This is a genomic window from Leclercia sp. J807, assembly GCF_009734465.1.
Lineage (GTDB): Bacteria > Pseudomonadota > Gammaproteobacteria > Enterobacterales > Enterobacteriaceae > Enterobacter.
In genome coordinates, this window is record NZ_CP046446.1 from 4143659 (window position 1) to 4157154 (window position 13496).

Genomic DNA, 13496 nt, shown 5'->3' on the forward strand with positions numbered 1-13496 from the left:
CGAGGATGCGCATCATGAGTACACCCCTGCTGATTGCCCGGACGCCAGACACTGAGCTGTTTTTGCTGCCCGCGATGGCAAACCGTCATGGTCTGATCACCGGTGCAACGGGCACGGGGAAAACGGTGACGTTGCAAAAGCTGGCCGAGTCATTTTCCACTATTGGCGTGCCGGTGTTTATGGCTGACGTGAAAGGCGATCTCAGCGGCGTTGCCCGGGAGGGAGCCGCATCGGATAAGTTACTCGAACGGCTAAAGAATATTGGCGTGAACGACTGGCAGCCACAAAACAATCCAGTGGTGGCGTGGGATATTTTCGGCGAGCGAGGGCATCCGGTACGGGCGACCGTTTCCGATCTCGGCCCGTTGCTGCTGGCACGTCTGCTCGATCTGAACGAGGTGCAGACCGGCGTGCTGAACATTATCTTCCGCATTGCCGACGATCAGGGGCTATTGCTGCTCGATTTCAAAGATCTGCGGGCCATTACGCAGTATATCGGCGATAACGCCAAAGCCTTCCAGACACAGTACGGCAATATCAGCCCCGCCTCTATCGGCGCTATCCAGCGTGGCTTGCTCTCTCTGGAGCAGCAGGGGGCCGAGCACTTCTTTGGCGAGCCGATGCTCGATATCAAAGACTGGATGCGAACCGACAGCAACGGCAAAGGCATTATCAACATCCTGAGCGCGGAAAAGCTCTATCAGATGCCGAAGCTCTACGCGGCCAGCCTGCTCTGGATGCTCTCAGAGCTCTTTGAACAGCTGCCGGAAGCGGGCGATCTGGACAAACCGAAGCTGGTCTTCTTCTTCGACGAAGCCCATCTGCTGTTCAGCGATGCGCCGCAGGTACTGCTGGATAAGATCGAGCAGGTGATCCGCCTGATCCGCTCTAAAGGGGTGGGCGTCTGGTTCGTTTCGCAAAACCCGGCCGATATTCCTGATAACGTCCTGGGCCAGCTGGGTAACCGCGTCCAGCACGCCCTGCGCGCCTTTACGCCGAAAGATCAGAAAGCGGTCAAAGCCGCAGCGCAGACCATGCGCGCTAATCCGGCCTTTGAGACCGAAGCGGCCATTCAGGCGCTGGGCACCGGCGAGGCGCTGATCTCCTTTCTCGATGCCAAAGGCAGCCCATCCATGGTGGAGCGCGCGATGGTCATTGCGCCCCACTCCAGAATGGGGCCGATTAGCGACGACGAGCGTAACGGGCTGATCAACCATTCCCCGCTCTACGGTAAATATGAAGATCAGGTGGACCGGGAGTCCGCGTTTGAGATGCTGCAAAAAGGGGTGCAGGCCACCACAGAGCAACAGCAGGCGCCAGCCGCTAAAGGCCAGTCCGTGGCGGTCGATGAGGGCATTCTCGGCGGGTTAAAAGAGATTCTGTTTGGCAGCACCGGGCCGCGCGGCGGTAAACGCGACGGGGTGGTGCAAACCATGGCGAAAAGCGCGGCGCGTCAGGTGACGAATCAGATTGTCCGCGGTGTGCTGGGCAGTTTACTGGGCGGACGCCGGAGATAGCGTGGGCACCCAGGGTGTACCCAGCGCCGAGCCCTGCACGCCCTGCTCGTTCAGATAGCGGTCCAGCTCCACCATCCCCGTCCAGCGATTCTCACACCACAGCGGTGCCAGTAGCGTTGGACGACGGGCGCTGGCGGAGATGCGGTGATAGACCACTTCCGGTGGTGTATGGCGAATCATCTCCCCGGCGGTGAGAACATACTCGTCCAGCTCAATCCCGTTCAGCCGCCCGGCTTCCCACGCTTTCGCCATAATGCTGCCTCTGACGATATGCAGTGGGTGCAGCTTGATGCCATCCACGCCCGTCTCTACCACCCTGTGCAGGGTTTCCAGCGCGTGATGCTGCCCTTCTCCCGGCAGGCCGACAATAAGATGGGTACAGACCTTCAGCCCGCGCTCGCGCGCCAGCCGAGTAGTCCGCTGATAGCAGGCAAAATCATGACCACGGTTGATGCGATGCAAGGTTTTATCGTGGGCGGTCTGCAATCCCAGCTCCAGCCAGATCTCGTACCCCTGCTCTTTATATTCGCTGAGCAGATCGAGTACCGCTTCCGGTACGCAGTCGGGGCGTGTACCGACGCAGAGCCCGACGATATTCGCCTGGCTCACCGCCTGTTGATACATCGTTCGCAGCACCTGCACTTCAGCCCAGGTGCTGGTATAAGCCTGAAAATAGGCCAGATACTGCTTCGCCCGGTTAACCCGCGTCGACTGATAGGCAAGCTGCGTAGCGATAGACTGATGCTGTTGCGCTTCGTCAGCAAAAGAGGCCACATTACAGAAGGTACAGCCGCCGCGTCCGATAGTGCCGTCGCGGTTCGGGCAGCTAAATCCCCCGTGCAGCGACAGCTTATGAACCTTTTGCCCGTACCGGCGCGAAAGATCCCCACCAAACATATTGACTAATTTCTGTAACTGCATAATCTGTTAGACCGCCCCGCTGAAAGGGGACAAGCCTGCCATTTTTAACCGCCGTCGGCGATGACCTGGATCAATCGCCCCGGTGTGCTTTTATCTTTTGAATAATTAACCAGGATAATTGCAATTTCATGCACCGTCCGCTTAATTACTTTTCCTTATGTTCTGATGGATTTTTTCATTTATATCGTCTTCGCTGAAAAACAGTGACATCATGCGGGCTTTTTTGGCATAGCAGCATTTAATCCTGCTTAAATCGCACTATTTAGCATGCTACAGCGATAATACCGCTTTCATATAGTGAGTCAGATCACACTACCCAAAAGCCCACAGCAAGGTTACAGTGATGTGAAAGTGGTTAAATATTTAAATAAATCAAACAATTAACCTCCTCTTAGCACATATTTGGATAAATAAGATTGCCATTTGACCTGTGTACAGATTCCCGATAAGTTGGAAATCCGCTGGAAGCTTTCTGGATGAGCAGCCTGCTCATCATATTTATGCAGTAATTGAGATTCCCTCTGAAGCAAGTCCTCAAACTTGTTTACCTGCGCGAAAAGGATATTAAGAGGGCGAATGCGAGGTACGCGTATGAAGCGCAAACCCCGTCGCCATGCTCTTTCTGTGCCTGTGCGCCATGGTTCAGTGGGAAGCCCGACGAGCCTGGGGAGGTTCACTGATATGTTGTACGATAAATCCCTTGAGAAGGATAACTGTGGTTTCGGCCTGATCGCCCACATAGAAGGCGAACCTAGCCACAAGGTAGTGCGTACTGCTATACACGCACTGGCCCGTATGCAGCACCGTGGCGCTATCCTTGCGGATGGTAAAACCGGCGACGGTTGCGGTCTGCTGCTGCAAAAACCGGATCGTTTCTTCCGTATCGTGGCGGAAGAGCGCGGCTGGCGTTTAGCCAAAAACTACGCTGTCGGCATGCTGTTCCTGAATCAGGACGCTGAAAAAGCCGCCGTATCACGCCGCATCGTCGAAGAAGAACTTCAACGTGAAACCCTCTCTATTGTCGGCTGGCGCGATGTGCCAACCAACGAAGGGGTGCTCGGTGAAATCGCCCTCTCCTCGCTGCCTCGTATCGAGCAAATCTTTGTCAACGCGCCTGCGGGCTGGCGTCCGCGTGATATGGAACGCCGCCTGTTTATCGCCCGCCGCCGCATTGAAAAACGTCTCCAGGACGATAAAGAGTTCTACGTTTGTAGCCTCTCGAACCTGGTGAACATCTATAAAGGTCTCTGTATGCCGGCTGACCTGCCGCGCTTCTACCTGGACCTGGCGGACCTGCGTCTGGAATCGGCCATTTGCCTGTTCCACCAGCGCTTCTCCACCAACACCGTACCTCGCTGGCCGCTGGCTCAGCCGTTCCGCTATCTGGCGCACAACGGCGAGATCAACACCATCACCGGTAACCGCCAGTGGGCCCGCGCCCGTACCTATAAATTCCAGACCCCGCTGATCCCGGATCTGCACGATGCCGCGCCGTTCGTTAACGAAACCGGCTCGGACTCCAGCTCCATGGATAACATGCTGGAGCTGCTGCTCGCCGGCGGGATGGATATTGTCCGCGCCATGCGCCTGCTCGTGCCACCAGCCTGGCAGAATAACCCGGATATGGATCCGGAGCTGCGCGCCTTCTTCGACTTTAACTCCATGCATATGGAGCCGTGGGATGGCCCGGCCGGTATCGTCATGTCCGACGGTCGCTTTGCCGCCTGTAACCTCGACCGTAACGGCCTGCGTCCGGCGCGCTACGTCATCACCAAAGACAAGCTGATCACCTGTGCCTCCGAAGTGGGCATCTGGGATTACCAGCCTGACGAAGTGGTGGAAAAAGGCCGTGTTGGCCCTGGCGAGCTGATGGTCATCGACACCCGTGGCGGCCGCATCCTGCACTCCGCGGAAACCGACAACGATCTGAAGAGCCGTCACCCGTATAAAGAGTGGATGGAGAAAAACGTCCGCCGTCTGGTGCCGTTCGAAGATCTGCCGGATAACGACGTGGGCAGCCGCGAGCTGGATGACGATACCCTCGCCAGCTACCAGAAACAGTTTAACTACAGTGCGGAAGAGCTGGACTCCGTTATCCGCGTACTGGGTGAAAACGGCCAGGAAGCGGTCGGCTCTATGGGTGACGATACCCCGTTTGCCGTCCTCTCCAGCCAGCCGCGCATTATTTACGACTACTTCCGTCAGCAGTTCGCGCAGGTGACCAACCCGCCGATCGACCCGCTGCGTGAAGCCCACGTAATGTCGCTGGCGACCAGCATCGGTCGTGAGATGAACGTCTTCTGCGAAGCTGAAGGCCAGGCGCACCGTCTGACCTTTAAATCGCCGATTCTGCTCTACTCCGATTTTACCCAGCTGACCACCATGCAAGAGGAGCACTACCGCGCCGACACGCTCGATATCACCTTCGACGTGACCGAAGCGAACCTCGAAGAGACGGTGAAAGCGCTGTGCGATAAGGCCGAACAGATGGTGCGTAACGGTACCGTTCTGCTGGTGCTGTCCGACCGTAATATCGCGAAGAACCGTCTGCCGGTTCCGGCGCCTATGGCGGTGGGTGCAATCCAGACGCGTCTGGTGGAGAAGAGCCTGCGCTGTGACGCCAACATCATTGTTGAGACCGCAAGTGCGCGCGACCCGCACCACTTTGCCGTGCTGCTGGGCTTTGGTGCGACGGCGATCTACCCGTACCTGGCCTACGAAACGCTGGCAAAATTGGTCGACACCAACGCCATCGAAAAAGATTACCGTACCGTGATGCTGAACTACCGTAACGGCATCAACAAAGGTCTGTACAAGATCATGTCCAAAATGGGCATCTCGACCATCGCCTCTTACCGCTGCTCGAAGCTGTTCGAAGCCGTTGGTCTGCATGACGATGTCGCCGATCTCTGCTTCCAGGGCGTGATCAGCCGTATCGGCGGGGCGGGCTTCAGCGACTTCCAGCAGGATCTACTGAACCTCTCCAAACGCGCCTGGCTGGCACGTAAGCCGCTGGATCAGGGCGGACAGCTGAAGTACGTGCACGGCGGCGAATACCACGCCTATAACCCGGACGTGGTGCGCACCCTGCAACAGGCTGTCCAGAGCGGCGAGTACAGCGATTATCAGCAGTATGCTGAGCTGGTTAACAACCGCCCGGCGGCCACGCTGCGTGACTTGCTGGCGCTGAACCCGGGTGACGAGGCTGTGAGCATCGATGACGTAGAGCCTGCGTCTGAGCTGTTCAAACGCTTCGATACCGCTGCGATGTCCATCGGTGCGCTGAGCCCGGAAGCCCACGAGGCGCTGGCTGAGGCGATGAACAGCATCGGCGGCAACTCCAACTCCGGCGAAGGCGGTGAAGATCCGGCGCGCTACGGCACCAATAAAGTGTCGCGCATTAAGCAGGTTGCGTCTGGTCGCTTCGGTGTGACCCCAGCGTACCTGGTCAACGCCGACGTGATTCAGATTAAAGTCGCTCAGGGTGCAAAACCGGGCGAAGGCGGCCAGTTACCGGGTGACAAAGTGACCCCGTACATCGCCAAACTGCGCTACTCGGTACCGGGCGTGACGCTGATCTCCCCGCCGCCGCACCACGATATCTACTCTATCGAGGACTTAGCGCAGCTGATTTTCGACCTGAAACAGGTCAACCCGAAAGCGATGATCTCCGTGAAGCTGGTTTCCGAACCGGGTGTCGGTACCATCGCCACCGGCGTGGCAAAAGCCTATGCGGATCTCATCACCATCGCCGGTTACGACGGCGGCACCGGCGCAAGCCCGCTCTCCTCCGTGAAGTATGCGGGCTGTCCGTGGGAGCTGGGCCTGGTGGAAACCCAGCAGGCGCTGGTGGCTAACGGCCTGCGCCACAAGATCCGTCTGCAGGTGGATGGCGGCCTGAAAACCGGCCTCGACATCATTAAAGCGGCGATTCTGGGTGCGGAAAGCTTTGGTTTCGGTACCGGCCCGATGGTGGCGCTGGGCTGTAAATACCTGCGTATTTGTCACCTGAACAACTGCGCAACCGGTGTTGCTACCCAGGACGAGAAGCTGCGTAAGAACCACTATCACGGTCTGCCGTTCAAAGTGACCAACTACTTTGACTTCATCGCCCGCGAAACCCGCGAGCTGATGGCGCAGCTGGGCGTGACGCGTCTGGTGGATCTGATTGGCCGTACCGACCTGCTGAAAGAGCTGGACGGGTTCACGGCTAAACAGCAGAACCTGAAGCTCTCCCGCCTGCTGGAAACGGCTGAGCCGCATCCGGGCAAAGCGGTCTACTGCACCGAGAACAACCCGCCGTTCGACAATGGCGTGCTGAACGCGCAGCTGTTGCAGCAGGCGAAGCCGTTTGTGGATGAGAAGCAGAGCAAAACCTTCTGGTTTGATATTCGCAACACCGACCGTTCCGTAGGCGCGTCGCTCTCTGGCTATATCGCGCAGACGCACGGCGATCAAGGCCTGGCTGCCGATCCGATTATCGCGCACTTCAGCGGTACCGCGGGCCAGAGCTTCGGCGTCTGGAACGCAGGCGGCGTTGAGCTGTACCTGACAGGCGATGCCAACGACTATGTCGGTAAAGGCATGGCGGGCGGTCTGCTGGCGGTACGTCCTCCGGTGGGTTCTGCCTTCCGCAGCTGTGATGCGAGCATCATCGGCAACACCTGTCTGTACGGTGCCACCGGCGGTCGTCTGTTTGCCGCAGGCCGTGCGGGTGAGCGTTTTGCGGTACGTAACTCCGGTGCCATCACCGTGGTGGAAGGTATCGGCGATAACGGCTGTGAATACATGACCGGCGGGATTGTCTGCGTACTGGGCAAAACGGGCGTTAACTTCGGTGCAGGCATGACCGGTGGTTTCGCCTATGTACTGGATGAAGACGGTGAGTTCCGCAAACGCGTGAACCCGGAACTGGTGGAAGTGCTGGAGGTTGATAGCCTGGCGATCCACGAGGAGCACCTGCGTGGTCTGATTACCGAGCACGTGCATCATACCGGTTCCGTACGCGGCGAAGAGATCCTGGCGAACTGGCCGGCGTTCTCTGCGAAATTCGCGCTGGTTAAACCGAAGTCCAGCGATGTCAAAGCCCTGTTGGGTCACCGTAGTCGTAGCGCAGCAGAGCTGCGTGTGCAGGCGCAGTAAGGAATTCAGATGAGCCAGAATGTTTACCAGTTTATCGACCTGCAGCGTGTGGATCCGCCGAAGAAGCCGCTGAAGATCCGTAAAATTGAATTTGTTGAAATTTATGAGCCGTTTTCCGAAGGCCAGGCCAAAGCACAGGCAGACCGTTGCCTCTCCTGCGGCAACCCGTACTGCGAGTGGAAATGTCCGGTGCATAACTACATCCCGAACTGGCTGAAGCTGGCTAACGAAGGACGTATTTTTGAGGCCGCCGAGCTCTCTCACCAGACCAACACCCTGCCGGAAGTGTGCGGCCGCGTCTGCCCTCAGGACCGTCTGTGTGAAGGTTCCTGCACCCTGAACGACGAGTTCGGTGCGGTGACCATCGGTAACATCGAACGCTATATCAACGATAAAGCGTTCGAGATGGGCTGGCGCCCGGACATGACCGGCGTGCGTCAGACTGACAAACGCGTGGCGATCATCGGTGCCGGTCCGGCAGGACTGGCCTGTGCCGACGTGCTGACCCGCAACGGCGTGAAAGCGGTGGTGTTTGACCGTCATCCGGAGATCGGCGGTCTGCTGACCTTCGGCATCCCGGCCTTCAAACTGGAAAAAGAGGTGATGACCCGCCGCCGTGAAATCTTCACCGGTATGGGCATTGAGTTCAAACTCAACACCGAAGTGGGCCGTGACGTTCAGCTCGACGATCTGCTGAAAGATTACGACGCCGTATTCCTGGGCGTGGGGACCTATCAGTCGATGCGTGGTGGGCTGGAGAACGAAGAGGCGCCAGGCGTATACGACGCGCTGCCGTTCCTGATTGCCAATACCAAGCAGCTGATGGGCTATGGCGAAACCGCCGACGAGCCGTTTGTGAGCATGGAAGGCAAACGCGTGGTGGTGCTGGGCGGGGGTGATACCGCGATGGACTGCGTGCGTACCTCCATTCGTCAGAATGCGGCGCACGTTATCTGTGCCTACCGTCGTGATGAAGAGAACATGCCGGGCTCTAAACGCGAAGTGAAAAACGCGCGTGAAGAGGGCGTGGAATTCCAGTTCAACATCCAGCCTCTGGGTATTGAAGTGAATGCCAACGGTAAGGTGAGTGGCGTGAAGATGGCGCGTACCGAGATGGGTGCGCCAGATGCCAAAGGCCGTCGCCGCGCGGAGATTGTGGCTGGTTCCGAATTTGTGATCCCGGCTGACGCGGTCGTCATGGCGTTCGGTTTCCGACCTCACAGCATGGAGTGGCTGGCGAAGCACAGCGTCGAGCTGGATTCTCAGGGCCGCATCATCGCCCCGGAAGGCAGCGACAACGCCTTCCAGACCAGCAACCCGAAAATCTTCGCCGGTGGCGATATCGTTCGCGGTTCAGACCTGGTGGTGACCGCCATTGCCGAAGGCCGTAAAGCGGCTGACGGCATCATGAACTACCTCGAAGTGTAAACAGGCCCGGCGGGATTGAATCCCGCCGAACCGTTAAAGAGGTGTTTACGGGACAAAAAAAAGGGCCAACAGGCCCTTTTTTATTTCACAACGCGAAGCGATGGACGCCCACCGCGTGGTGGCGGCGTGTCGTCTGGATCATCATCGTGATCGGGCTTATCGCCATCGATAATCGACATGACCGGTTCGCTTTCACTCTCGGTCGCGCCATGTTCATCATTGAGGCTGGCAACGTCTTCATCATAAGCCGCTTCCGGCTCAAACATGGTGCCCGCGCCGTTTTCCCGTGCGTAAATAGCCAGTACAGCAGCCAGCGGCACAGAAACCTGACGCGGAACGCCGCCAAAGCGGGCGTTGAAGCGAACTTCGTCGTTCGCCAGCTCAAGACCACCCACCGCGCGCGGCGCAATGTTCAACACAATTTGCCCGTCACGTGCATATTCCATAGGGACCTGCACGCCCGGTAACGTCACATCCACTACCAGGTGCGGCGTGAGCTGGTTATCCAGCAGCCATTCATAGAAGGCACGCAGCAGATACGGACGGCGCGGAGAAAGCTGTGACATTTCCACAATGATTAACCCCGGCCGAGACGCATTTCACGTTCAGCTTCAGTCAGAGAAGCAAGGAAGGAGTCGCGTTCAAATACGCGCGTCATGTAGCCTTTGAGCTCTTTCGCGCCAGGACCGCTGAATTCAACACCCAGAGTTGGCAAACGCCACAGCAGCGGAGCCAGGTAGCAATCCACCAGGCTGAACTCATCGCTCAGGAAGAACGGACGCTGACCGAACACCGGTGCGATCGCCAGCAGCTCTTCACGCAGCTGTTTACGCGCAGCATCGGCTTCCGAAGAGGAACCGTTCGCAATGACGTTCATCAGCGTATACCAGTCTTTCTCGATACGCTGCATGTACAGACGGCTCTCCCCACGCGCAACCGGATAGACCGGCATCAGCGGCGGATGCGGGAAACGCTCATCCAGATATTCCATAATGATACGGGATTCCCACAGGGTCAGCTCACGATCCACCAGCGTTGGTACGCTCTGGCTTGGGTTGAGATCAATAAGATCCTGAGGCGGGTTATCCTTTTCCACATGCTCGATCTCAAAACTGACACCCTTCTCGGCCAGCACGATACGAACCTGATGGCTATAAATGTCAGTAGGACCAGAAAACAGCGTCATTACCGAACGTTTGTTGGCAGCGACAGCCATGAAAACCTCCAGGTATATTCAGAATTTTTACTGCTACCGGCCATACAGGCCAGCCAGATGTTTTGTTGCCCATCCCAGGGAATTTCTACTCTTGTTCAAAAAGAGAACAAAAATCGAGCATTCACCATTATTTGGGCAGAAAAGTGGATGATAGTTTACCAGATTTTGCGACCTTTGTGGTGAGGGTATTCTGGAAATGCTGAAAAAGAGGTCAGAAAGGGCCTCTGGACGTGGATGCTTTGAGCGTTACCTATAAAAAAACCCGCCGAAGCGGGTTTTTCGCAAATTGTTGTCTGCCGAAGCAGAAAGCAATTAACGCTTGGAGAACTGTGGACGACGACGTGCTTTACGCAGACCCACTTTCTTACGTTCAACCTGACGAGCGTCACGAGTAACGAAGCCAGCTTTACGCAGTTCAGAACGCAGGGATTCGTCGTACTCCATCAGAGCGCGGGTGATACCGTGACGGATCGCACCTGCCTGACCGGAGATACCACCACCTTTAACGGTGATGTACAGATCCAGTTTTTCTACCATATCAACCAGTTCCAGCGGCTGGCGAACTACCATGCGGGCAGTTTCACGACCGAAGTATTGTTCCAGAGAACGCTGGTTGATTACGATTTTACCACTGCCCGGTTTGATGAACACGCGAGCGGCGGAGCTTTTGCGGCGACCAGTGCCGTAGTATTGATTTTCAGCCATTGCCTATAATCCCGATTAGATGTCAAGAACTTGCGGTTGCTGTGCCGCGTGGTTGTGCTCGTTACCTGCGTAAACTTTCAGTTTACGGTACATAGCACGACCCAGCGGGCCTTTTGGCAGCATGCCTTTAACCGCGATTTCAATCACACGCTCAGGACGGCGGGCAATCATCTCTTCAAAGGTCGCTTGTTTGATACCGCCGATGTGGCCGGTGTGGTGATAGTACACTTTGTCAGTACGCTTGTTGCCGGTTACAGCAACTTTGTCAGCGTTCAGAACGATGATGTAATCACCGGTATCGACGTGCGGAGTGTATTCCGCTTTGTGCTTACCGCGCAGGCGACGAGCCAGTTCGGTAGCCAGACGGCCCAGAGTTTTACCGGTCGCGTCAACAACATACCAGTCGCGTTTTACGGTTTCTGGTTTAGCTGTAAAAGTTTTCATTAAAAGCTTACCCAAATAAATAAGTTACACGTTGGTGAACACCCAAACGTTTAGTAGTTGAGGTTCACACGACATTGTCCAGCAAACCTACCCCTTCGAATAGCCTATGCCGGCGCAGAGAAAGTTTTGGGAAAAAAACCTTCTTGTAACGTGGGGTCGCAAGATTATAGAGAAGTCAGGGGTAAAGATCGACCCTTAATTGTGATTTGAAGCGGGTTTTTCCAGGGGCGGGAAAAGCGCGGTCTGTTGCCCTCTCCCACGGGGAGAGGGTGGCATTTATTACGGCATATGCTCGCGCTTCAGATACTCTTCGCTTTGCATCTCCTGCAGGCGTGACAAGCAGCGCTGGAACTCAAACTTCAGCCGCTCCCCCTGATAGATCTCATATAAAGGCACGGCTGCGCTCACCACCAGCTTCACGTGGCGTTCGTAGAACTCATCCACCAGCGCGATAAAACGTCGGGCTTCGCTCTCCATCAACGTAGTCATCACCGGCACCTCAAACAGCATCACCGTATGGAACAGGCGCGAGAGCGCAATATAGTCATGCTGGCTGCGGGCATCGACACAGAGGGTGGCAAACGACACGGCGAGGGTCTGGTTGACGACGCCCAGCGTTTGCAGGGGACGATGGTTTACCTCCAGCACCGGGGCGTTACCCCGCTCTGCGCCAGCAAGCGCCAGCCACAGCTTGTCCATCTGCTGTTGCGTGTCGTCATTCAACGGCGAAATCCACAGATGGGCCTGGGTCAGCGTACGCAGACGGTAGTCGATGCCAGCATCCACATTCATGATGTGACAATGCTCTTTAATCGCCGCGATAGCAGGCAGGAAGCGGGCACGTTGCAGGCCGTTACGGTAGAGATCATCTGGCGGAATGTTTGACGTCGCCACCAGGGTGATACCCCGGTCAAAGAGCGCTTTCATTAATCCGCCCAGCAGCATGGCGTCGGTAATATCCGAGACAAAAAACTCATCGAAGCAGAGCACATCGGTTTCGGCTTTAAAACGCTCAGCGACAATATCCAGCGGATCGCTCTGCCCCTGCAGGGCCGTCAGCTCTTCATGCACCCGCAGCATAAAGCGGTGAAAGTGCAGACGCTGCTTACGCGTCCCCGGCAGGCTCTGGTAAAAAAGATCCATCAGCCAGGTTTTGCCGCGCCCGACGCCCCCCCACATATATAAGCCGCGCACTGGCGTGACGCTCTGCGGCGCTTTCTTGCCCAGCAACCGTCCAAATGCGGCTTTTAACCCACCGGAAGGCGCAGCTTCGGCTGGCCGGGCCATCAACTCATGCCAGATGCCGTCCAGACGGCTTACCGCTTCACGCTGTACCTCATCTGGCTGGTGGGAGCCCTCGCTCAGGGCCTGTTGATAACGCGATGTAGGGGAGAGACTTTGCATAATGTTATTGTTATTCCTTCAATTAATACCCGTCAGACGGCTCAGTTGACGAAAAAAAGGCCGTTCTACAGTACGCGATGATGCGGCGGGATTCCACTTCTAAGGAAATAGCGGTTATAGTGGCATAATCAGGCCCTGGCATGGAGCCGAGCCAACACCCTACGGAACCACAAGACAACGGGAGAAGTTCATGACCTGGGAATATGCGCTAATTGGTTTAGTCGTCGGCATCGCTATCGGCGCCGTGGCCATGCGTTTTGGTAATCGCAAATTGCGTCAGCAACAGGCGTTGCAGTACGAACTGGAAAAGAACAAAGCTGAACTGGACGAGTATCGTGAAGAGCTGGTCAGCCACTTTGCTCAGAGCGCCGAGCTGCTGGACAACATGGCGCATGACTACCGTCAGCTTTATCAGCACATGGCGAAAAGCTCCAGCAGCCTGCTGCCGGAGATGAGCGCGGAAAACAATCCGTTCCGTAACCGTCTGGCCGAGTCCGAAGCCAGTAACGATCAAGCGCCTGTACAGATGCCACGTGACTACTCCGAAGGGGCTTCCGGCCTGCTGCGCGGTGGCGCAAAGCGCGACTAATCGCAGATCGAAAATAAATTTTACGGGCGCAGCCTTTGCGCCCGTCCTTTCTTCCTGACCCCAGCTATTATTTAGTCAAACACCTCATTGTTCAGCGTTTTAAAATTCAATAACATCAGTCTGTTTCAGG

At 56.5% G+C, this 13496-nt stretch carries 10 protein-coding genes; 4 read left to right on the forward strand and 6 right to left on the reverse strand.

The genetic code is table 11. The annotated features are described in order from the left end of the window. Positions 1–14 precede the first annotated feature (14 nt). Positions 15–1517, forward strand: coding sequence for a helicase HerA-like C-terminal domain-containing protein (locus GNG26_RS19625; RefSeq protein ID WP_156239828.1), 1503 nt, complete (start codon positions 15–17; stop codon positions 1515–1517). Here the strand turns inward: GNG26_RS19625 and GNG26_RS19630 are convergent. Further along, the gene (locus GNG26_RS19630) at positions 1494–2438 is read right to left on the reverse strand and encodes a TIGR01212 family radical SAM protein (RefSeq protein WP_156239829.1); all 945 of its coding nucleotides are present in this window, start codon (positions 2436–2438) and stop codon (positions 1494–1496) included. The two genes, GNG26_RS19625 and GNG26_RS19630, sit on opposite strands and share 24 nt — an antisense overlap. A gap of 681 nt (positions 2439–3119) precedes the next feature. Here GNG26_RS19630 and gltB point away from each other — a divergent pair. Together gltB and gltD are read left to right on the forward strand one after the other, a co-directional pair. Further along, complete coding sequence (gltB, locus tag GNG26_RS19635; RefSeq protein ID WP_146052371.1) at positions 3120–7580, forward strand: glutamate synthase large subunit; 4461 nt, start codon at positions 3120–3122, stop codon at positions 7578–7580. Between the two features lie 9 nt (positions 7581–7589). Next, on the forward strand, positions 7590–9008 hold the full coding sequence (gene gltD / locus GNG26_RS19640; protein ID WP_103824948.1) for a glutamate synthase subunit GltD: 1419 nt from the start codon (positions 7590–7592) through the stop codon (positions 9006–9008). An 80-nt stretch (positions 9009–9088) separates the two neighbouring features. Here gltD and sspB read toward each other — a convergent pair whose 3' ends face one another. From sspB to zapE, 5 genes are all read right to left on the reverse strand, one after another. Further along, positions 9089–9580, reverse strand: coding sequence for a ClpXP protease specificity-enhancing factor (sspB, locus tag GNG26_RS19645; RefSeq protein WP_114316573.1), 492 nt, complete (start codon positions 9578–9580; stop codon positions 9089–9091). Positions 9581–9585: 5 nt separating this feature from the next. Then, positions 9586–10224 (reverse strand): stringent starvation protein SspA, encoded by a 639-nt coding sequence (gene sspA, locus GNG26_RS19650; protein WP_103177214.1) that lies wholly within the window; start codon positions 10222–10224, stop codon positions 9586–9588. 312 nt (positions 10225–10536) lie between these two features. After that, positions 10537–10929, reverse strand: a complete 393-nt coding sequence (rpsI, locus tag GNG26_RS19655; protein WP_003860436.1) for a 30S ribosomal protein S9 — start codon at positions 10927–10929, stop codon at positions 10537–10539. Between the two features lie 15 nt (positions 10930–10944). Next, a complete protein-coding gene (gene rplM, locus GNG26_RS19660) occupies positions 10945–11373 on the reverse strand; it encodes a 50S ribosomal protein L13 (protein ID WP_024551131.1) in 429 nt (142 codons plus the stop codon). A gap of 279 nt (positions 11374–11652) precedes the next feature. Next, positions 11653–12777 (reverse strand): cell division protein ZapE, encoded by a 1125-nt coding sequence (gene zapE / locus GNG26_RS19665; protein ID WP_156239830.1) that lies wholly within the window; start codon positions 12775–12777, stop codon positions 11653–11655. Positions 12778–12967: 190 nt separating this feature from the next. Here zapE and zapG point away from each other — a divergent pair, with 190 nt between their 5' ends. Beyond that, positions 12968–13366 (forward strand): Z-ring associated protein ZapG, encoded by a 399-nt coding sequence (gene zapG, locus GNG26_RS19670; protein WP_103177216.1) that lies wholly within the window; start codon positions 12968–12970, stop codon positions 13364–13366. Positions 13367–13496: the final 130 nt, after the last annotated feature.